Origin of the sequence: Bacillus sp. BML-BC051 (assembly GCF_019656175.1) — a bacterium.
Lineage (GTDB): Bacteria > Bacillota > Bacilli > Bacillales > Bacillaceae_G > Bacillus_A > Bacillus_A mobilis.
This window is the reverse complement of sequence record NZ_BPLI01000053.1, coordinates 17,109-39,409: the sequence shown is the minus strand read 5'-3', so window position 1 is coordinate 39,409 and position 22,301 is coordinate 17,109. Positions and strand designations below refer to the sequence as shown.

Below are 22,301 nucleotides of genomic sequence, written 5' to 3'. Positions count from 1 at the left end.
TAATGAAGCAACTTCAATTATTAGCGTTTAAGGATGTAGTGTCTGTATTAGAAAAAGAAAATGTCTTTTATACATATTGGCCGGAGGATTGGATTAACTTACTCAGAACGCCTGCTGAACCATGGAAATTAAAAAAGAAATTAGAAGGATTGACGGAGAGATTGTTCGTTATTTTTTCTGACATTTTATTTATTCAGAACGATGCTCAAGCATTAATGGGAAATAGACCTTGGATTGTAACAAAACGTCCTTTACATCAAGAGCAATTTGAATACGTATGTAAGGTGTGGCTTAAGGTTCTTGATGAGAATAATGAAATATCTATGTTAGTAGATAATGAAATGAAATGGCATAATGGTAGTGTTAAGGACGTATTTGAAGGAGATAATAATGCACATTTCAAATGGGTTCCAGCTATAGTTACGGATAAAATATGTGAGGAACCACTTCGTTTATCTGTTTCACCAGAAATAGCAAGTGATGTTACGTTCTATAGAATTCAATCAGGAAGAGTTTTTGAAGCGATATCAGAGCCTATTAGAAAAAATAATAAACAAGATTATTTTTCTTACGTATATCGATTTGAGGCTATTACACGCGGAGTGGAAAATAAGCCTTTATTAAAAGTATCATTTGGAATTAGACGTTACTATCAAAAAGGAACGAAATTAGTAAATTTAATTCGTAATAGGCAAAATGTCACGGTATATGTTTCTATTCCAAATCCGTTCATTAATGAAGAAAAAAGAACCTTTGCAAAGTTGAAAATAGAACAAGGGAAATCCGGAGTAATATGGGAGCAGAATTCGTTTAAATTACTGGATGATTTAATTTTAGGAGAGTTACCAGAATTAAACGAGGTGATGAAGGATCCGAAGTCATATATTGAGGAAGCAGATAAGCAAATATTGTGTGTGTACAATGAAAGTACATTTTCAATTGTGGGAACAAAAGTACAACGAGGGATCGGATTGCCTGAAAAAGAAGAATTATTAAATGTATTTATGGATAGATTTCCAAATTTTGAAATTATGTCTTCTGGTAAAGAAGTAAAAACCGCATTTAACGATCACATTTTACCGCTATATGCTCCTAGGGGGATAGAAGAGCTAAAATTAGAGATATGTTCTCACCATATGGCAGATAAAGTGAAAGAGGTTTTAGTAAAAAAAGACTTGGCAGTAAAAACAGAGGATGATAATTGTTTTTTATTAAAGACAGAGCCGGAAGTGGCCTTGAAAATAGTAGAGAAATCTCCGGAAGGAATTGTACAGGATTTAGACTATGATCAGTATAAAGAAAAAGCAGCTGCTAGACATATACAAACTCTAGTACGTAATATCGAGAGATGTGAACAGAATACTTTATCATTAATAGAAATAGACTCATATGAAAATAAAAAAATTGATCCGAAGCATGCAATACGCGAAGGCCTAGCACTTACGGGAAGAATTACGCAGTTTATTCATCCGCTAGAGTATGATACTGCAGGGGAAGAAAGAATATTTAAAGCAATACTAGACCTATTGGCTGATAAAGGATTTCGAAAGCGAAATTGGAATAAGTTTCATTATAAAGGAACCATTTTAAGCCTGTCATTAATGAGGATAAAAAGGGGCAGAGGGATGGAGTTTTTACCTGTTCTTACAAAAATTCAGGAAGAAAAGCTTGAATATAAATTGTATGGTGATAATGAGTGGAGATCATTAGACGGTACTATTTTAAATGTTTATAATCATAAAAATTTCTTGAAATACCAGGAAAACGAAAAATTAAAACCATTCATTGTAAATGAGTTATTACATATTTTAAATAGAACAGACGAGCAAGTTTGCTTCATTGCAGAAGCTACTTTAAGATATGGATGGATTCCAGAATTATCTAATCCAAAAATGAAGTTGGAGGAAATAACGCAATTTGATGACATGCTTGCTACATTCCCGAACCTTCGTGTAATTCGAATCAATCAAACAAGTGATGTACCACAGTACTTTATCCATGAAAAAGACAGCTATATTAATAAAAAATCGGGCTTATATCGAGATGAAACAGGTATATATTATAGCGTTGGCTTACGTCCTTCCACAATGAAAGGTGTTGCCAATACCGCTAAAAAAATTGATGCACCTACAAAAATGATATTCCAACAACGTGCTGTTGAGATTATTGTTTCAGGAGCGGAAGAAAATGAAAGGGACGAACTAGCATGTATGGTAGATTACTTGCGACGTATGGTAGTTACATTTGAAAAGCATACGCAATTACCTTTGCCGATGCATACGGTAAGGTCTATTAAAAAATACATTGTGCAGGATGATGTATATATACAACAAGATGATTGGGAAGATGATATAATTTTGGAAGAAGATGGACAGCTTGCCGTTGTATTTTAATATTGTATACATAATGCGAGGGTGTTTATCAATATGAATAATTCAAAGAAAGTTGGCATGAGTTTTATGCCAACTTTTTTATAGAGAAGGAAGAGATTGATGAGTAAGTTAAGTAAGGCCCTCCGTATGATTGAATTGCTACATGCAAGAGGGAAAATGAAGAGTAGTGAGCTAGCATACGAATTAAAAATAGATGCAAGAACGGTTCGTGATTATAAAAAAGACATTGAAGATGCAGATATTAATATTAAAAGTGAACGGGGAAGATATGGTGGGTACTATATTTCGAATACATCCTTATTTCCGATTAAAAACTTGTCTTCCAAGGAATTAAAAGCTTTAATATTTTCTGTTGAACAATTGGTTGCTAAGGGGAATCCCATTTATTCGGATGATGCGCAAGTAGCTCTCGATAAATTAAAAGCACTTAGCAAAATTGAAGCCGATAAGGCACGTTACATTTATTTTGTTCAGCGATCTAGACCGAATTATGAGTCCTCAGAAGAAAGCAGGAAATATTTAAAACTGCAAGAGGCTTTTAGTAGAGGGAATAAAGTGAGAATTAAATATGAAAATAACAATGGTAGAAAATCAGAACGTACTATTGAGCCATATGGAATTGTACATTATAACGAGTTTTTTTATTGTGTAGCTTTCTGTAATAATAGGCAGGAGATTCTTAAGTTTAAGTTAGTGCGAATGAAAGATATTCAAGTATTGTTTGATAGATATACCATCCCTGAAAATTTTGATCTGAAAGGAGAATGTCCAAAGTTAGGTATAGTAAATGAAACGTTAGAAGTAGAGTTAATTATTTATCCACCATTTTCTAAATCTGTACCAGAATCGATTTGGGGAGAAGAGCAGAAAATAGAACAAAATTCAGATGGTAGTATCAATTTCAAAGCAATAATGAGTGGGGAAAGTTCGGTTAAGAAATGGATTTTGGGTATGGGGAGTTCTGTGAAAGTTATTAAGCCTGAAGGAATGAGGGGGGAGGTTATTGAGGAGGGGCGGAAGATGTTGGGGTTATATAATGTTTAGTAATTAACCTCAAAGCATCCGTATTGGCTAATTTGATAATGATCGAATTAATAATAAAGTATATAAATAATGTGTTGTTTTGTGCTAGTTTGCTAAAATAACAGTAATTGTAGCTATGGGGGATAAAGATGCTAGGTAAAATAATGATCGAATTTATTAAGGTAAAACAGCGAATTAATCATATCATTGATAGTAAATATAATTGGATTACGACGATAAAAAATAATGAAGTATATGTAGAAAGGGAATTTGGAATAGAAGAAGAGTTGAATTTAGAATTTAGTGTGAATGAGGAAGAGATCCAACAATTTTGGCGAGATTTAATAAATGTTCAATTAGTTAATGTTAACGATTTTGTACGACAAGAGGAGCGAAATGCCTTTCTTATATCGCTATTTGCAGAATTACCTTTTGTAAAGGTAACAAATATTAATGGAGAAAGAGATATTGCATTTAAAAAATTCCAAACAGATAACTTACCAAGTGAAAAATATGATAAAGTCATACTCTTCTTAGAAGAGATAATAAATGGTACATATAATCCAAGTACGTTACGTGAACAAACGGATGAAAATTTATATAGTAGGAAGTCACGCGCGCGCCAGGATTTAAGATTGTTGGGCTTTTTGAATGAATCCCATGAAATGAATAGGCTTCTATTAAGCGAATATGTTCAATCGAAGGAGAAGAATGCTTACATTGCGCAGCTAGTTTTAAAACAAGAATATTTCCGACATGCTTTATTTGTTCTTGGATTGTTAGAAAAGTATTCAAAGGATGAAAAAAAAGAAGCTCTAGTTGATTTTGGAATGACGATTGTCCGAAATTCATTAGGGGATAATTTAATGGTTCAATCGGTAGCGAAGCGGCGTACAGGTAACTTACTAGATTGGCTTGAACAAGTAGGGCTGATTAATAATGAATGGATTCCAGCTGAACAATACATAAAAAAGAGTGAAGAAAAGGGCGGTAATATGAATAGTAGTTTACGTGAAGGCTTTTTAAAGATAATGAAAGAATATTTGGATGCAAAAACAGAAAAATTTGCAGGACATAAATTAGGATTAACAGTCCGAAATGATATAGCAACAGAGATTATTCGTTTACCATTTATAAATGAGAAGCAGTACAGTGTGATAGGGTCAGTTGGAAAAGGGAATTGGGCAACAGTTCCGTGGATTGCGCTAATGCATAGAGATATTACAACATCGACACAGAGAGGGTATTATATCGTTTATTTATTTAGTGAAGATATGCAACGATTATATTTAACCATTGGACAAGGTGTAACGGAAACGACTAAAGAAGATATGCAAAAAACTAAAGAAGAGATCCGCGAGCAAATACATATGTCCCAAAAGGTGAAAAAAGATGATGAGATTTTCCTAGGAACAAGCTCAAAAGCAAAAGGATATGCAAATTCAACAGCGGCTTATATTGCGTATGATGCTAATAAAATGCCAGGTGAAAAAGAGTTAGTAGAGGATCTAGAAGAAATGCTTCACTACTATGAGGGATTCATTAATTATAAAGAGAAAGACATTAAGTATGAAGCGATTTATGAAAGGAAAGAAGTGTATTTAGATCAACAATCAATTATCGATCATGTGTCTTCTTATATTCAAAGTAAAGGTTTCTTTTATGAGAAAAAGGATCTTATTAATTTCTTCCTTTCATTAAAAACAAAGCCATTTGTAATTTTATCAGGTATTTCAGGTACAGGAAAAACGAAAATTGTTCAGTGGTTTGCGGAGAGTTTAGGAGCAACGGAAGAGAATGGACAATTTACACTTATTCCGGTTCGACCTGATTGGAGTGATAGCTCTGATTTACTCGGTTATGTGAACCTCCAAGGGGAGTTTCAAGAAAGACCGTTAATTAAAGTTCTTGAAAACGCAGATGCAAATCCAAATAGGCCGTATTTTGTAGTATTGGACGAGATGAACTTAGCTCGAGTGGAATACTACTTTAGTGACTTTTTAAGTGTAATTGAAAGTCGTAAGTGGAAAGATGGAAAAATTGTTACGTCACCGGTACTTCCAGAATCAATTACGAATAAGCATATTACAATTCCATCAAATGTATATATAATTGGAACGGTAAATATGGATGAAACGACACATCCGTTAAGTAAGAAAGTATTAGATCGTGCGAATACAATTGAGTTTAATACCGTTAACCTAGATTATTTTAATTTCTTAATGGATATAGAAGAGAAGGAAGCTGAAGTTGCTTCAAATCGCTCTTTAGAAACCGAGTATCTTCATCTAAAAGAATGCTTTAAAGAAAACGAAGATCTTGTGAGAAACATATCGAACATTTTAATAGAAATAAATAAAACACTTGAATCAGTTGGAGCCCAAGTTGGGTATCGTATACGAGATGAAATTTGTTTCTATATGGCATATAACGAACAAGGAAAGTTATTATCGTTTGATGAAGCGCTTGATTATCAAATATATCAAAAGATTTTACCGCGTCTTGCAGGGAGTGATGGAAGAACAGAAGAGGTATTAAAGCAGTTGTATGTATTATGTGCAAATGAAGAATATGATAGTAGCAATAATGACACTTCTTATGCTAAGTATCCTCGTTCAGCTAACAAGCTGTCTCATATGTTAAGGAGGTTCGAGTATGATGGTTTCACCTCTTTCTGGATCTAATAATGAGATAGAGCTAGTTAAGATTGAAACAGAGGAGCTATCATTGACGATTAAAGGAAATCCTTATCATGAAAAATATGAGAGTTTAAAAGAATATCATGCTATGAACGCGGATGAAATGATGTATTTTCATGTAGATGGGAAGGCAGAAGCCGTTTCTGTATTTGATGCTAGATTGCAGAGGCTAGACGAATGGAATGAACACCCACCAATCTTTTTTGAGAATAGAAGTTATCAGCTTGTTGTTGTTCCGAAAAATAACAAGCAGCTCTCCTTTTATCATGAACATCCAGGATTTCGAAAACAAGTTAGTTCCATTCAAATGGGAGCACTTCATGTGTTAATGGGGAATCTTTCGTTTCCAAATGAAGTAGGAAATACAACGTTTGAAATTAAAGATGATAAAGAAACTTTATTAACCGTTACATTTGAAGTTTTCCCAGTAAAACTTGATTATAAGGATGATTACAAAGCCTTATTAGATGAAGTAAATGATGAAATTTATAATTTAGCGTTTCATCTACTAAAGAGAACTTACTTAGGAGCATCTGCAATTTACGCTACAAATCCATCGAAGAGTGAGTTCTATCGTATTTTAAATGATTCCTTTGAGCGGTTTATGAAGTCAATCTCTCATATTAAAAGACAACCGCATCATACGCTTATGACTAGACATCAACTAGTACGAGGAGAAAAAATTCGTAAATTGGATTCTGTCGGAATGAATTATTTACGAAAGCGACCACACTTGCTGCAAGGAGAAAACAGTATACCGACTAAAGGCATTACAGCTTATAAGGAAGTGTCTTATGATACGCTGGAAAATCGTTTTGTTAAATGGATGATTCAAAGAGTCGTACATAAAATAGATGATTTACTTAAGGCGCTAGAGACAAAATCTAGATATACACGTGGTGAAACTGATGAAGATTTGCTGGAGCGTGTAAAAAATATGAAGTATCGAATGAAAAATGAATTGAACGATCCATTTTGGAGAGGAATCGGAAAATTAGATCGTTCAGTTTTTTCACTCGTTATCCAAATGGTAGCAGGATATAGAGACGCGTATCAAATCTTCTTAATGCTATCGCGCGGTTTAACATTACGAGGGCAAATTTTCAAAATGTCGGTAAAAGATGTCGCTAGATTATATGAATACTGGACATATTTAAAACTCGGACAAATTTTATCAAAGAAATATATACCGCTCCATCAAGATATTATTCAAGTTAAGCAAGATGGTTTATACGTAACACTTGATGAAAGTAAAACTGCCAAAAGAACGTTTAAACATCCAGAAACAGATGAGACAATCGAACTTTACTTCCAAAAAAGAAACGGTCGACTGCCAACAGTTACACAAAAGCCAGATACGATGCTTGCTATAGAGAAAAAGGGAAAGAGCTATCAATACCAATACATTTTTGATGCGAAATATCGAATTGATTTTGCTGAAACATCTCATTATAAAGGGAAATATGGCGCCCCTGGCCCAATGGAAGAAGACATTAATACAATGCACCGTTACAGAGACGCACTAGTAATAGAAGAAGAAGGACCATTTGAACGAACAGCTTACGGAGCATACGTATTATTCCCATGGAACCAAGAGGAAGTGTATGAGAACCATCCATTTTATAAAAGTATTGAAAAAGTAAATATCGGTGGCTTCCCGTTCTTACCAAACGCGACAAGATTAGTAGAACAATTTCTAGATCATCTCATTGAAAAAAGCCCAGAAGAAATTATAAGAGAAGGCATTCTTCCAAGAGGAACAAAAGAAGAATGGCACTCTTCATTAGAAGAAAAAGTATTAGTAGGCAGTGTGAAAACTGAAAGTGACTATGAAACATATAGAAAGAATGGCGTATATCATCTACCAGTTACACAACTAAAACCAGGATGGCAAGAAGCGAAGTACATAGCATTATATGCACCGAAAAAATGGCACGGAGAAAAAGGTGGCATTCAATATGTAGCCAAAATCAAACACATTCAAATGCAACAAAACGATGACTATGTACATTTCGAACTAGAGCCATGGAAAAAACTAGACCACCTCATCCGCCCAGTAGGATATGGCATTCAAACATACACAATAACAACTATGTCGTTATTAAAAGAAGTACAAGAACTCCCAGAACTTTTCATGAAATCAAAGGAAGAAAGAACTCTTTGGAAAACGCTGCGCCGTTTTACGAAGCAGGTTAAGGTTGAGTTGGATCATCGTAATTTAGATGAGGCTTCTTCTATTAAAAGTTATTATGTGCAGGATGTTCAGATTTGGGTTGATTATGAGAATGGGGTTGTTATGGTGGGGAGAGATGGGCGAGTTAAAAAGGTTCCTTTGGAGTTGGTTGTTGGAAGGGGATCGGTGTTGTTTAGGGAGGTGTTAGAGGTATTAAATGTTAGGGAGTAGCAAGCGGGTTAAGTAATGAATAAGAGACCAAATAAGTGAGATGTCGCAAGGTGCTTTTATTTGTTGGTTAGTAAGCAAAGGATTTATTTTCGAAAGAGGTAGTAGTTGAACGGATAACACTAGTATGAGTTAATTATCTATGAAGTGTTAATTAGTTTAATAGAAAATAAGAATTAGTGTTCAGATAGTTTAATGTTGGCTATTCCATCAGCTTAAATTATTAGTTACAAAAAGAGATTGCTCAACTATAAGAAAGCATCACAGCTATTGTCTATAGTTGAGCAAGGTGATAAAAACTCGGAATATCAACCGAATTTTCGAAGACTGCTATGTAGAAGACGTTGATTATCGGTGCTCTGTCATCTTACAAGAGATCATCACGCTGCGATATGATTTGGCCAGGATGTTCATAGAAGAAGATAATTTGCGGGAAGCAATTACTTAGAGTTTCCATCTAATAATGATGGTTTTATACATTTAGAACCATTAAAATTTTTATAGCAAATTGGACAATGAACATCCCAATCTTCATCCACTTGTACATTGTAATTACTTTTAGCATATTTATACAATGGTCGTGCTCGCCATTGTATAGAGCCCCTGTTGTATGGTATTAATCCACGTCTATTATTGAAGCATCTGCCACAATAGTTCCCCACCCACACCTCTTTATCAAACTGACAAATATAAATTGTTTTCCACTTCTTTTTATCACCAACTGTTATTTCATTTCTTATCTGACCTTGCGTCTCTCTGCCGCATGTTGGACAACAATTTGCTATATGTGATGCTTCATGCAAAATTCTTTTGAAATAAATGTTTAAATTTTTTGTATTGTTAGGTGTAAAGTGAAAATGTGCATATTGATGAATAGCTTTAGTAGGGTTAATATTTGCCTCTTGCAAATTCCAATTTAATGCCTGTATATCTGTATGGATGAGTGTGGCTGTTTGAGCTGTAATGTTATCTTGAGCTAATTCATTAATTACATTTAAATAGCGCTGAGCAGAATTTTTTAAATCTTTTTCTAATAACCGTTCACTGCGTTTATTGATACTGTAACATTTATATTTTGCATCCAGTGTATGGTAAAACCATTCTCTGGTTTGTTTGATATAGAAAGCTATGATGAAATCTGGACATATTTTCTTTTCGTTCCCGAAGGAATAATTATAATAAAGTGCAATATCAAATGGATTATTAGGTAGTTTAAAAAGCTTTCTGAACTGCTTGAATTCTTTATGCTGTTCATGATTTTTATAAATCTCGGTCACTAATCCATCAGTATTAACGCCCCATTGGTGCAGTTGTTGGGTGATTTTTAAAAAAATCCAAATTTCGTATAATGTTGGTGATTTTAAAATTGACTGTATAAAAGGACGGATAGCTTCAAACAGTTTAGGCTGTAATTCATTAAACTTTAAATAGGAATCATAAACAGCACTATAAACAGGGTTCATAGAAAAAACATGAGTTTCTTCTATTTCTACTGGTGATACGTCCATTAGTGGCTCATCTAGCCATTTTTGTACATCAGAATTTAATTGGAACCAGATAGATTTTCGTGCTTTTAGTATTATTAAATCTTGTTTTACAACTTGTTGTAGTGCTAAAATTGCTTCTTGCAAATGATTTGTTTTATCTTTAATTACTTGTGATAGCTGTATCATTTCATCTGTCAATTCATTTATTAAAATTTCTTCTGCCTGTGATTCGCAATCTATACGTTGTTTTATCTGTTCAAGCATCAAGCGGAGCATTCCATGCTCCGCGATTGCTGTTGATTTTTCAATAACATTCGCTCTTACTTTATGATCAGGTCGAAGTGTTTGCTCTAAAATAACTTTTGGTGTCCATTTTTTCAATTGTATTAGCGCAACTTTTTTTGTAGTATGTATAAGTTGTTCAGCAGGTTGTTGCACTAATTGTAGAAACCAATCACTAAATTCGTTCAGTATTTCCTCCAGTTTATAAACATTAAAAAGTTTTGTTTGTGTTTGTTTTAAGATATTTTTGTTGTCTATGCTTTCTCTCGCTAAATCATAGGAAAATAGCTCGAATAAACGTCGTACTTCCTGTTGCATAAGTGCATATTCTTTAATTGATATAGTGCCAGGTGTAATAATTACTTGTGCTCGAGCTAGTTCAAGATTGTCCACATCATATGCTACAATATCAAAACTACCACCAGCGTTAATGCCAAAAATACTATCTGTTGATTGTTCAAAACCATCTGCTAACCATTTCGATGGCTTGTGGTACCAAATATTCGTTTTGGTGTCCTTTGTTAAAGTAGCGACAGGTTGCTTAAATTGTTCAATCAAAACTTTACTTGCGGCCGGCTCAATGACGCCAATTTGAGCAGTCATTTTATCTTTTTTTGTATATTCACTGGCTAGAAATATACCTTCTGATTTAGTAAGTTCATCGTATGCTTGTATCTCACTATCTTTTAAAACTATATGTATAATTTTCATATGGATCACCAAAACTTAACCATTCGATTTGTTGCTAACATTTTTTCGAACTTTTGAGATGATACTGGATAGCTTGATAATTTTTCTACGAATGTCTGTGTAATCAAGTCCAAATCAACTTTTGGGATATCGATTCTAGGTAGTATTTTCCCTGAAATTAATGAATCGATATATAAAGTAAGTGAGGTTTCTTCAAGATCTGCAAATTGCAACATTTTGCGAAGATGCTTGTAACCACGGCTATTTAATGATGCGTTGGGATAATTATTTAAAGTTGATGAAATATCTTCCAGTATATTAACTGCTTTTTTAACACTTTCCTCATCATTCCGTACCGTTGAAAAAATAGTTGCATCCATCTCGATTTTCCCTGTTAATTTTTCTTTTGATATAGTATCAATAATTTTTTGTTTTTGTATTCTGGACAAATGGTTAATCTCAATAATGAAACTGCGATCAATCACCTTAGGGCTTAATGGCTTAACCGTATGATCCATGTTCAAAGTTCCAATAAAACGAACATTACTAGGAATTTTAAATGTCGATTGGTAGTTTTCAATTAATTCTTGTGAGTTACGTAAACGCTCTACATCTTCACAACCTTGATCACAAATGATTTTCGCAATATCGTAGTGACGTTTAGCATATAGACGTAATGCAGGATTTTTTTCTTCACGGGCACTAAGTAGCTCGGAGAAATAATATTCGACATGAGCAAGGTTCATTTCATCTAAACAAATTAAAAATAGCTTATTACTATTTTTCGATGCTTCAGCTAATGCCTCCATAAATGGCGTTGGTACAAAAGTTTTATCGGTCGGATGAAAATATCCAATTAAATCTTGTGTATCTGTCCAGCTAGATTGAACTGGAATCATACGGACAGCAACATTTTGTACGGCATGACCAAATGCTTGTACAATGCTGGATTTTCCTGTCCCAGACGGACCTGTTAAAATGGTTAAAACATTTGCTTGAAGAGCATGAATGAAGCTTTTTATTGTAGATTCTTGATAAATTAGTTGTTCCTCATCATTATGATAAAGAAGTGACTGTACTTGCTTGCAAAAAGTTTCTTCTTTATAAGGGTGTATCTGAACTTCATCAGCCTCTGCTTCTTTTTGTTCAAATGCTATTGATTGCTCAATTTTATAGAATATACGTTTCCACACTTGTTGTTCTTCTGAAAGTTTTTGTTGTTGAAGTACGAATTCTTGTTGCTCTTTTTCTAGTTGATTTTTCAACTCTTGATTTACATTTAGTAACCGTTGAATAATAATTGCTTCTATTTCCTCGGATGTATTTACATTCATATTGTCTTTTAGTTGCTTCACAAAAGCTGTACCGCCTATTTCTTGCAAACTTTGTTCAAGAGAAAGTGGCACAACTTCAGCCGTTGTAAAGTCTATGAATAGTAAAGAAGCTAAAAAATGAGTATTTTGTGTACCGCTAAAATTTACTAATACGAGATCATTCTGTTTTAAATGTGCAACTCTGTGTGCTTTAATATTATTTCTTGAAATCGACCAATCTTCAATTTTCCATGGGTGATTTAGAGGGACAATGCCTTCGTTGGTCCATTCCATAGGAGTTCCATATATACGAACTGTTTCTTCTGTTTGTATATAGCCATTGATACGAAATAATAGTCTTCCTTGCGAGTATTTCTTGAACAGTTTGACAAATTTATTTACGTGAAGTGCTGATAATTCATTGTTTTCATCGGCTGTCCTTAATTCCGTGACAACTTGTGCTGCCTCGGTTGATAACCATTCGTCATAGCGTTTAGATTTCTTATCGTGGAGATGTGTTTGATTAATAATTGTTTTCATCCCTGAATCTTTGAGATTATTTTCTGTTATTGCTATCATTTCTTTTTCTTCATGAAGCAAAGGATTTGTTAGAAATACAGAACAAAAATTAAGTGCGCCATATTCAATTAATTTTTTCTTGCTTTCCTCAACAGGACCCTTTGTATTTTCTTTAATGCCTTTCTTTAATTTTTTTAATACCATTTTCATCTTTTTTACTTCTTCTGGCGGTATGTCTTGTAAATAATGTGCAAATAATTGTTTATCCTGTCTTTTTGTATTTGTGCTATGGCTTAAAAATTCATAAACTGTGTCCACATGCTCTACTTTTATTTCATCATTATCTTCAAGAAGGAAATATTTAAGTGAATTTAAAGCGTCTTCATAATTCTGTACTTCTTCCTTTGTGAAAGAATCTTTTGCAATACTTTGCACCATCTTAACACTCCTAAAAATAGTTAATTATATTTTTTGTATAGTCCGATAATACCAATGACCATAGAGATATTTTATCATAAAATTATTCATGTACGTGCCCCATTAGTAGAATAATGTTTTTTTCACTTGATTAATCATTTGCAGAAATTATAGGTAACATTATTCTGAACTGATAACAAAATAATTGATAGAAGAAAAACCAAACGGAGGAAAACCTCATGCCAACCCACAATAAACTAATCCAAAACAAAATCCCACAAACAATCAAAACCCACGAAAAAACACCCACAACAAGAATCCTAGCCCAACACGAAGGCACAACATTAGAAGAAATAAACAACATCCGTAAAAAGAAAGCAGAAGAACGAGGTGGCTTCTCAGATCGAGTGTTTCTAATCGAAGTAACCGATAACTAGCCCCTCCTAAGCCCCTTACAAGCCCCTACCAAGTAATAAATCACTAAGAAAAAACATAACAAAACAAAAACACCAACAAACACCGTAGTAGGAGTCGAAAAAAATTTTGAAATAATACGCCAAAAACCCGGCCCTCCTTCCTATATATAGTACAAAGAGGAAATTTTCATTTTTGAATTAGGACGGGAGGAATTGGGATGGCGGTGTATCGTACTGTGCAGGTGAATTTTTGGCAGGATGATTTTGTTTTGGATTTGACGCCGGAGGAGCGGTATTTTTATGTGTATTTGTTAACTTGTTCGAAGACGACGCAGTGTGGAATTTTTCCTTTTCCGAAGCGGTTAGCTGAGATGGAGACGGGTTATAATCGGGAGACTGTTGATAAGCTTGTGCAGCGCTTCATTGATTATGGGAAGATTCTTTATGATGCGGATACGCGGGAGCTATTCGTTTTAAATTGGCTTCGTTATAATCCGGTGACGAATACGAATGTGGAGAAGTGCGTTCTTCGTGAGCTTAAGGGTGTGAAGAATAAGGAGTTTGTACATATGTTTCTTCAGAAGTGCGTAGAGGAGGAGCTGAATGTTCCGATGCTTTTAGCGCATTTCGGTATGCCGAGTGATTTGGCTGTGGATGTGGATGATGTTGAGCCAGTTTGTGAGGAGACAGAGGCGGAAGAAGAGGTTATAGAGGAAGAAACGGGAAGTCGCGTGTTTTCTTTTTATGAGGAGCATTTCGGTAGTTTGTCACCTCATACTGTAGAGGAACTGAGTGCGTGGATGGAAGATTTGTCAGAGGAGCTTGTGCTGAAGGCTCTTCAAATTGCGTTTGAGAATAATAAGCGGACGGTTGCTTATGTGAAGGGGATTTTGAGAGGGTGGCACGGGAAAGGATTTACGAAAGTATGTGAGGTTGAGGCGGATACGGCGAGCTTTAGGAAGAAGGATTCGTCTGTTAGTACGGGGGAGACGGAGGAGTTTTTGGCGAGGTGTGAGGAGTGGGAGAAGAATGCGCCGTCTGAGGAAGAGTTGCAGCGCTTTTTAGCGGAGCGCGGGTGGCGTCCATGAGCATTCAAAATGTAGAGGCGGAAAAGACGGTGCTAGGTTCTCTATTACTTGATGGAGAGCTTATTAAGGAGTGCCGTTTGACGGAGCAGTATTTTTCTCTGCCAGTGCACAAGTCTATATTTCAGTTAATGCGAAAAATGGAAGAAGAGGGGCAACCGATTGATCTTGTGACGTTCATTTCTAGGGTGGATCCGAAGTTTTTAGAGGGGATCGGGGGAATGGAGTATTTTATAGAGTTAATGGATGGTGTGCCGACAACTGCCAACTTCTCTTATTATGAGGGGCTTGTTCGAGGTGCCTGGAAAATGTATCAGGCGGGTGTTCTCGGGCACAAGATGGGAGAGCGTCTTATTGCGGAGAAGAATGAGAAAATTATTGGTGAGACGATTACGGCACTTTGTGAGTTAGAGGAGAAGGACTGTGTATGTGAGTTTGATTTGAAGGATGCGCTAGTTGATTTATATGAAGAGCTTCATCAAGATACGAAAGAGATTACTGGTATTGAGACTGGTTATACATCGCTAAATAAAATGACGTGCGGATTGCAGGAAGGTGATTTTGTCGTTCTTGGTGCGCGTCCTTCTATGGGGAAGACTGCGTTTGCGCTAAATGTTGGACTGCATGCGGCGAAGTCTGGAGCGGCGGTTGGATTGTTTTCGTTAGAAATGAGTAGTAAGCAATTGTTAAAAAGGATGGCGTCTTGCGTAGGTGAAGTGTCAGGAGGTAGGCTGAAAAATCCGAAGCATCGTTTTGCGATAGAGGACTGGGAAAAGGTGAGTAAGGCCTTTGCGGAAATCGGGGAATTACCATTTGAAATTTACGATAACGCAGGCATTTCGGTGCAAGATATTTGGATGCAAACTCGTAAGTTAAAGAGGAAGCACGGTGATAAGAAGGTTTTAGTTATTGTAGATTACTTGCAGCTTATTACGGGTGATCCGAAGCATAAGGGCAATCGATTTCAAGAGATTAGTGAAATTTCGCGTAAGCTTAAGGTATTAGCACGTGAATTAAATGTTTGTGTAGTAGCATTATCACAATTATCTCGTTCCGTAGAAGCACGGCAAGATAAGCGCCCACTTTTATCTGATTTAAGAGAGACAGGACAAATTGAGCAAGATGCGGATGTCATTATGCTTATGTATCGCGAGGATTATTATGATAAGGAAACGGCGCAGAAAGAGATGACGGAAATTCATGTGGCGAAGCACCGGAATGGGCCTGTGGGGAGTTTTAAGCTGAGGTTTATGAAGGAGTTTGGTCGGTTTGTGGAGAAGGGGAATTAGGTGTTGGGAAAATAGCCGACTATTTTTTATATGAAAAAATTATTATGTTTAATACGCAAATTTTTTGATTTAAAAGCTCTTTAGTATATAAGTGTATAAAAATATTAAGTTAGTATATGGAATAAAAATGGGTTTCATATTTATGAACGAAAGCATTATATTTTTGTATGGGATAACAGGGGGTAGAAACGCATTTAAAACAGGGTATGAATTCTTGAACACTTCATATGATTGTTGGTGGTATGATTTCCCTGATTACGGTCCGGATTGTTGAACAAGAATTACAAAGGTGATGCATAACTAAGATGTATCACCTTTTATTTTTTATGGCGTTTTATTTTTTAGATATTGATAATTTGTAATAAAGTTTGAGCAAATGTCCTATATTGATATGCAGGGTTTTTACTTTTTAGGCAAGCCGATTATTTGTTGAATAGTTAATCTCTATTATTTTGCTGCGGTGAATATACTGGGGGATATGTTAAGACTTTCATTAGGATAGGAGTGAATAAGTAATTATGAAAAAAGCGATACGCGTCCTTATTTCTGGTGCGAGCATTACCGGTCCGGCACTCGCTTACTGGCTTCATCGTTATGGCTTCGACGTGACTGTAGTAGAACGCGCACCTGCATTGCGCTCTGGTGGATATGGGGTTGATATTCGTGGTGTAGCTGTTACGGTGCTTGGACAGATGGGTATACTCGATCAAGTCCGTGCAGCTGATACAAACATGACCGGTGTGTACTTCGTGAACAGCAAAGGTGATGTTGAAGGTCAATTAAGTGAAGCGAGTTTAGCGAACCAGCATGGTGTGGACATCGAAATCATGCGTGATGATTTGAGTAATATTTTGTACGATTTAACTAAGGATACAATTAAATACATTTGGAGTGAGTCAATTACTGCTATACATGAAACTGAAGCAGGTGTCGAAGTCCAATTTATTCATGAAAAGCCACAGACGTTTGATTTGGTCATCGGTGCGGACGGGCTGCATTCTAATGTGAGGTCCCTTACTTTTGGTGATGAAACACAGTTTAAACGTACACTTGGTTGTTATATTTCGATTTTTACTCTCGAGAATTACCTCAACCTTGACCACCGCGTAATGCTTTATACAATGCCAGGCAAAACTGTGGGTATGTATAGCGCTCGTGGTAATACAGAGGCAAAAGGTATGCTCCTGTTCCAATCAGAGGCACTGGAGTACGACCGCTATGATGAAGAATCTCAAAGAAAACTTGTAGAAAATGCCTTTGTAGGCCATACAGAAGACTGGGAAACTTCACACATACTTAAAACTATGAAAGAGGCGGATGACTTTTACTTTGATGAGATTTGTCAAATTCACATGCCAACATGGTCAAAAGGTCGAATTACATTGGTAGGTGATGCGGCGTATGGTCCATCACCTCTATCAGGGCAAGGTACTAGTCTAGCGCTTGTCGGAGCTTATGTATTAGCAGGCGAACTCAAAAACGCGACTGGTGATCATTCCCGTGCCTATGTTGCTTATGAGCAAGAGATGAGAAGGTTTGTTGAGAAGAATCAAAAAATAGGGAAACTAGCTGCTGGGAGCATGGTTGAAAAATCGAACTTTAAAATCTTTCTGCGCAATTTTATGTTACGAGTACCAATCCTTATGGTCTTCCAGTTTAAGCTAATCTCGAAAATGGTAGCGAAAGCCGCTAACGGGATCGAGCTAAAAGACTATTGATATGAATATGTAAGAAAAGAGCTTTGTCTCCATGATTTATATTACCGCACGAGATTGATTGTAATAACTGTTTCTGGTTAAAAGACTGAAAAATTAATAAATATAAATGAGATAATAAAATGAAAAAATTATTGGATAGGGGCAAGTTTATGGGAGATTACTCGAATAAGTCAGATGAAGAACTGGAACGGTTATATTATGAGGGGAATACACGTGCAAGTCGAGATGCAGAAAATAAGTTATACGACAGAGGATATACACTAGATTCTGATAGTGATACATGGGATTTAGCATCAAATCAAAATGATACTCATTCAGTAGGGATTCCAATACCTACTGGACAAGGAACATTCCTTTTGTTTTTAGCTATTTTAATAGGCGGTTTAATCGCTTTTTTCATCGGTGGATTTCTTGTTATTGCGTACGCAGTTGAATACGCTACATATATTTATATAGGCTTTGTTTTATCATTTGTACTCATGTGTGTAACGAAAGGTAATTCTAGATTTATTAATTTTTTATTTTATTTAGGGTGTTTAGCTCTAGCCACTAGGTTATTTACAAATGTTATTGAACTGTTTGAAAATGTAGATTACGTCACTTTTATAATGAGAGATACGGATGGATTAGGGGTTATTATTAAATATGGAATTATATATATTATATACGCAGCTATTATTCCCTTATTGTTAATGAAGGTAATAACGGCAATTGTAAGAAAAATAAACTTAAAATCTAATAATAACAATTCTACATTAAATGTTTAAAAAAGAGGTGTCACATAGTTATAAGGTGACACCTCTTTTATTTGATCTAAGAGAGACAGGACAAATTGAGCAAGATGCGGATGTCATTATGCTTATGTATCGTGAAGCTTATTATGATAAGGAAACGGTGCAAAAAGAGATGACGGAGATTCATGTGGCGAAGCACCGGAATGGGTCTGTGGGGAGTTTTAAGCTGAGATTTTTGAGGGAGTTTGGGCGGTTTGTGGAGGGGAAATAGTTAAAAGACTTGAGTATCACTTTGTAAATAAAATAAAGCATAAGTGTACCATTTCATTAACTTATGCTTTATTTTTTGATTCTTTGAATATGTTTCTTATTTCCCCATAAAAAAGGATTTTCTCTCTGTAGTAATCCATTGTTCCAAATTGTCTTGGCTACGTCGGACAAGTCGGTTCACTAACACATCATGCCATACATAATCCTCTAATAGGTATATATGAACCGGATCATCTGTATAAAAGGCAACGTTACGCTCTTCAAGCGATGGTCCATAAATCATCTCTTTAGAATCTATCGATAAAATAAACCAATGTTCTGTAGAGCGGGTTTCTGTATAGGGTGTGATACGATGGGCTTCTAGATTTTTAATTGGATTTTCAACATGCAGGGTAATACCTTGTACTGTAACTTTATCAGCTACCGCAGATAGTTCCTCTTTTAATGCTTCATACATCTCATCCCACATTGAAATGGCAATACGTTGTTCTGCTTTTTTTATTAATGTCTGACAATAGCTAATGATTGTTTTTTTGTCTTTTAAAGTAATCACTCGATTATCCGTTTTTTCCTCGGAAGTTTCTAGTTTTTTTAATGAGTCACTGATTCCTTCATACGTAGACTGCCATTCTGATTGCGCCTTTTGTAAAAAGATTTCAACAGGTAGAGGTGAATAGCGAGTGGTGTCATTTATTTCTTCCTTCATGACAATTCCTTTCTCTACAAGGTTACCCAAAATCTCATAAATTCGCGCTCTTGGGACACCTGAATCCTTACTTACTTGGTAGGCTGTGACAGGCCCCTGTTTAACAAGAGATACATAAGATTTAGCTTCATATTCATTAAAACCCATTTTTTTAAGCTGTTGCACTATGTAGTCCACTTTTTTCGTCCTCCGATGTTTGCTTTATATTTCAACGTTACAATAACTGTTTACATTTAGCAAATTATTAGTTACTATTCGAATAGTGACTAAAGGGGAGGTTAATAGTATGGACTTTTATTTAGACCCATCAGTATTAATTATTTTGATTGCTTTTGGATTTTTAGCTGCATTTATTGATTCAGTTGTAGGTGGCGGTGGACTGATCGCCTTACCCGCTTTATTATTTACAGGACTGAATCCAGCAAGTGCAGTAGCTACGAATAAACTAGCGTCGACAATGGGGTGTGCAACTAGTAATATTGTGTTTTATCGTTCTGGTAATCTTGATTTGAAATCGGCGTTTAAATTAGTTCCACTCACTTTCATAGGTTCCATAATAGGGGCATGGACTGTTCATTTAATGAACCCAGAAGTACTGAAGCCATTGATGCTAATTATGCTTGGTGCGGTTGCTATTTATACGATATTCAAAAAGGATTGGGGTAGTATTTCTACTCATAAGAAATTGTCTGGTCGACACGTCATTATTTTTACCTTTTTTGTTTTTACTATCGGTTTTTATGATGGATTTCTAGGACCTGGCACAGGTTCGTTTTTAATGTTTGCTCTTTTATTTATTGGGTATGATTTTTTAAAAGCAGCAGGTAATGCGAAGCTTCTTAATTTAGGAAGTAATGTTGGTGCGTTGTTGATGTTTATGTGTGTAGGGCAAGTAAACTATGCGTATGGTTTTATAATGGGGATTGCTCAAATTGCTGGAGGGATTGTTGGCTCCAAATTTGCTATAAAAAAAGGAAGCGGGTATGTTCGTGCTCTTTTCATTACAGTAACTTGTTTATTGTTAGCGAAAAATCTGTATGACTATGTGCAGTAAGTAATGTAGAAAAGGTTAACTATGCAGACTACATAAATATTTTAGATGCTACTTTATTTGAAGGTAGCATCTAAAAAATTAAGGTAAGAGGGTGAAAATAATATAAACGAATATTTTCGGGGTATGTTTATGTACTTTAGTGAAATAACTATTCCATATTCTTCTTATAATTAACTCGCAACAACCCCTTAAAATCCACCTCAGCAATCAATACACTTACTAATATAAGTGTCGCCCCTAAGTATCCTTTCCCGGTAAGCGTTTCACCTGTGAAAACGAAAGCGAAGCCTGCGGAAAAGACAGGTTCTAATGAGAAAATAAGTCCTGTGTGTGTAGGCGTCGTGTATTGCTGGGCGATAACTTGCACGATGAATGCGACTGCGGTGCAGAATATGCTTAAGGCTAGGATGATTAGCCATGAGTTGGTTGTGCTAGGCAGTTTTGGCGTTTCTATAATGAATGAAAAAATAAGACTAAATAGGCCGACGAAGCCGAGTTGTATGACTCCAAGCGCAATGGAGTTCACATGTTTTGTTACGCTGCCAGTGATGATGACGTGGATTGCATAAAATAAGGCTGACAGTATGCAAAATATATCGCCGTTACCGATCTTGAATTCGCTCGTTAATGTTAATAAGCCGATTCCTATTATCGTTAAAATGATTCCTACTATAACTTTCTTTTCCGGAATGTGTTTTAAAAATATAGCTGATAAGATCGGAATGAAAATGACTGTGAGACATAGTAAGAAACCAGCATTAGAAACACTTGTGTACTTTGTACCGAAAGTTGCGAAAATGTAAACGATAAATAAGACAGAAGCGAGTATAAATGCATATTTTACAGTTTTAAAATCGATTTTGAATAAATGTTTGTAAAATATTAAACCTGATAAAAGAAAGGCGATAATAAATCGTAATGCGATTAAATTATATTCTTCAATGCCTTCAAGTCCAACCTTTGTAAGTAAGATGGATGCACCCCAAAAGAATGTAACTAGTAGTAGTCCTAAATCCGCTTTTAATTGTAGTTTCATTTCTATTCCCTCGTTATGTATAAATTTTATAATTCCATACCCCTATCCCCATTTTTATATTTTAATATTAATTCTGAATATTTGTAACTTAAATTTATCGACGTTTTATTTCATCAAAAAAAAGGCTGGTTACAAAACAGCCTTTTTTTGATGGGGAAGTTATTCCTCTTCAAACTGAAAAATATCCCGATTAATAAGTTGGTGGAGATACCTATCCATTTCAGCCGCAGAAACGCTTCTTTCATTTTTAAACCACCATGCGCTTAATGAGGTGATTGCCCCTGAATAAAATTCAATGATTAAATCATTTGGCATCGTATGATTTTTGCAAAGTTGATGTAACGCTTCTATTTCTTGTTTTCTCGTTTCGTGACTTAAATACTGTGTCCGGCTAATAAATTGTTCATCAGACATTTGCGTCTCTAATATTTTACCGATTTCTTCATGATGTAGAAATTGTTCCATTACTTGAAATGGTTTACTTAATCGATCTGAAACCGGTATTCCAGCAATCATCTTGCTGTATCGTTTAAATCCAAATGCTAATAAAGCATCTTTATCTTCAAAATGTTTATAAAAGGTTGTTCGGTGTACCATTGCACGATCGCAAATTTGGTTAATCGTGATGGTACTATATTTCTGTTTTGATTGCGTCATTAATTCAAATAAGGAATCCCACAATAATTTATGTGTACGTCTAATACGTAAATCCAGTTGTTTTTCACTATCGTTCATCTACAATTCTCCTTTTTTGTAGATTAAATATACA

Annotated in this window: 16 protein-coding genes; 11 read left to right on the top strand and 5 right to left on the bottom strand. The window is 35.3% G+C overall.

The features are described 5' to 3' along the window. Positions 1 to 2 precede the first annotated feature (2 nt). The 4 genes from K5S59_RS20885 to K5S59_RS20870 all read left to right on the top strand — a co-directional run bounded on the left by K5S59_RS20885 (position 3) and on the right by K5S59_RS20870 (position 8,519). Positions 3 to 2,393, top strand: a complete 2,391-nt coding sequence (locus K5S59_RS20885) for a pPIWI_RE module domain-containing protein (protein ID WP_120449571.1) — start codon at positions 3 to 5, stop codon at positions 2,391 to 2,393. Between the two features lie 99 nt (positions 2,394 to 2,492). Further along, positions 2,493 to 3,437: a helix-turn-helix transcriptional regulator gene (locus K5S59_RS20880; protein WP_120449573.1), complete on the top strand. Its 945-nt coding sequence runs from the start codon at positions 2,493 to 2,495 to the stop codon at positions 3,435 to 3,437. 128 nt (positions 3,438 to 3,565) lie between these two features. Beyond that, on the top strand, positions 3,566 to 6,100 hold the full coding sequence (locus tag K5S59_RS20875; protein ID WP_120449575.1) for an MrcB family domain-containing protein: 2,535 nt from the start codon (positions 3,566 to 3,568) through the stop codon (positions 6,098 to 6,100). Beyond that, on the top strand, positions 6,075 to 8,519 hold the full coding sequence (locus K5S59_RS20870) for a restriction endonuclease-like protein (RefSeq protein ID WP_120451078.1): 2,445 nt from the start codon (positions 6,075 to 6,077) through the stop codon (positions 8,517 to 8,519). Before K5S59_RS20875 ends, K5S59_RS20870 begins: the two co-directional genes overlap by 26 nt. A 437-nt stretch (positions 8,520 to 8,956) precedes the next feature. On the opposite strand, the gene K5S59_RS20865 is transcribed toward K5S59_RS20870, so the two are convergent. Then, the gene (locus tag K5S59_RS20865; protein ID WP_120449577.1) at positions 8,957 to 10,996 is read right to left on the bottom strand and encodes a nuclease domain-containing protein; all 2,040 of its coding nucleotides are present in this window, start codon (positions 10,994 to 10,996) and stop codon (positions 8,957 to 8,959) included. Positions 10,997 to 11,001: 5 nt separating this feature from the next. Beyond that, positions 11,002 to 13,245 (bottom strand): McrB family protein, encoded by a 2,244-nt coding sequence (locus K5S59_RS20860; protein ID WP_120449579.1) that lies wholly within the window; start codon positions 13,243 to 13,245, stop codon positions 11,002 to 11,004. Positions 13,246 to 13,463: 218 nt separating this feature from the next. On the opposite strand from K5S59_RS20860, the gene K5S59_RS20855 reads away from it, so the two are divergent. From K5S59_RS20855 to K5S59_RS20830, 6 genes are all read left to right on the top strand, one after another. Next, on the top strand, positions 13,464 to 13,661 hold the full coding sequence (locus tag K5S59_RS20855) for a nucleoside triphosphate pyrophosphohydrolase family protein (RefSeq protein ID WP_120449581.1): 198 nt from the start codon (positions 13,464 to 13,466) through the stop codon (positions 13,659 to 13,661). Between the two features lie 197 nt (positions 13,662 to 13,858). Further along, on the top strand, positions 13,859 to 14,728 hold the full coding sequence (locus tag K5S59_RS20850) for a DnaD domain-containing protein (protein ID WP_000312184.1): 870 nt from the start codon (positions 13,859 to 13,861) through the stop codon (positions 14,726 to 14,728). After that, a complete protein-coding gene (dnaB, locus tag K5S59_RS20845) occupies positions 14,725 to 16,014 on the top strand; it encodes a replicative DNA helicase (protein ID WP_120449583.1) in 1,290 nt (429 codons plus the stop codon). Before K5S59_RS20850 ends, dnaB begins: the two co-directional genes overlap by 4 nt. Positions 16,015 to 16,532: 518 nt before the next feature. Then, positions 16,533 to 17,732: an FAD-dependent monooxygenase gene (locus K5S59_RS20840; RefSeq protein ID WP_120449585.1), complete on the top strand. Its 1,200-nt coding sequence runs from the start codon at positions 16,533 to 16,535 to the stop codon at positions 17,730 to 17,732. A gap of 149 nt (positions 17,733 to 17,881) precedes the next feature. Beyond that, positions 17,882 to 18,499: a hypothetical protein gene (locus K5S59_RS20835; RefSeq protein ID WP_120449586.1), complete on the top strand. Its 618-nt coding sequence runs from the start codon at positions 17,882 to 17,884 to the stop codon at positions 18,497 to 18,499. A gap of 7 nt (positions 18,500 to 18,506) precedes the next feature. Then, positions 18,507 to 18,737: a DnaB-like helicase C-terminal domain-containing protein gene (locus K5S59_RS20830; RefSeq protein ID WP_483298344.1), complete on the top strand. Its 231-nt coding sequence runs from the start codon at positions 18,507 to 18,509 to the stop codon at positions 18,735 to 18,737. Between the two features lie 96 nt (positions 18,738 to 18,833). Here the strand turns inward: K5S59_RS20830 and K5S59_RS20825 are convergent, their stop codons facing one another. After that, a complete protein-coding gene (locus K5S59_RS20825) occupies positions 18,834 to 19,619 on the bottom strand; it encodes a TrmB family transcriptional regulator (protein WP_120449590.1) in 786 nt (261 codons plus the stop codon). A gap of 109 nt (positions 19,620 to 19,728) precedes the next feature. Between K5S59_RS20825 and K5S59_RS20820 the strand changes: the two genes are divergently transcribed. Beyond that, complete coding sequence (locus tag K5S59_RS20820; RefSeq protein WP_120449592.1) at positions 19,729 to 20,496, top strand: TSUP family transporter; 768 nt, start codon at positions 19,729 to 19,731, stop codon at positions 20,494 to 20,496. 148 nt (positions 20,497 to 20,644) lie between these two features. On the opposite strand, the gene K5S59_RS20815 is transcribed toward K5S59_RS20820, so the two are convergent. Together K5S59_RS20815 and K5S59_RS20810 are read right to left on the bottom strand one after the other, a co-directional pair. Further along, positions 20,645 to 21,532: a DMT family transporter gene (locus tag K5S59_RS20815; RefSeq protein ID WP_000776044.1), complete on the bottom strand. Its 888-nt coding sequence runs from the start codon at positions 21,530 to 21,532 to the stop codon at positions 20,645 to 20,647. Positions 21,533 to 21,691: 159 nt separating this feature from the next. After that, the gene (locus tag K5S59_RS20810; RefSeq protein ID WP_098259230.1) at positions 21,692 to 22,267 is read right to left on the bottom strand and encodes a TetR/AcrR family transcriptional regulator; all 576 of its coding nucleotides are present in this window, start codon (positions 22,265 to 22,267) and stop codon (positions 21,692 to 21,694) included. Positions 22,268 to 22,301 lie beyond the last annotated feature (34 nt).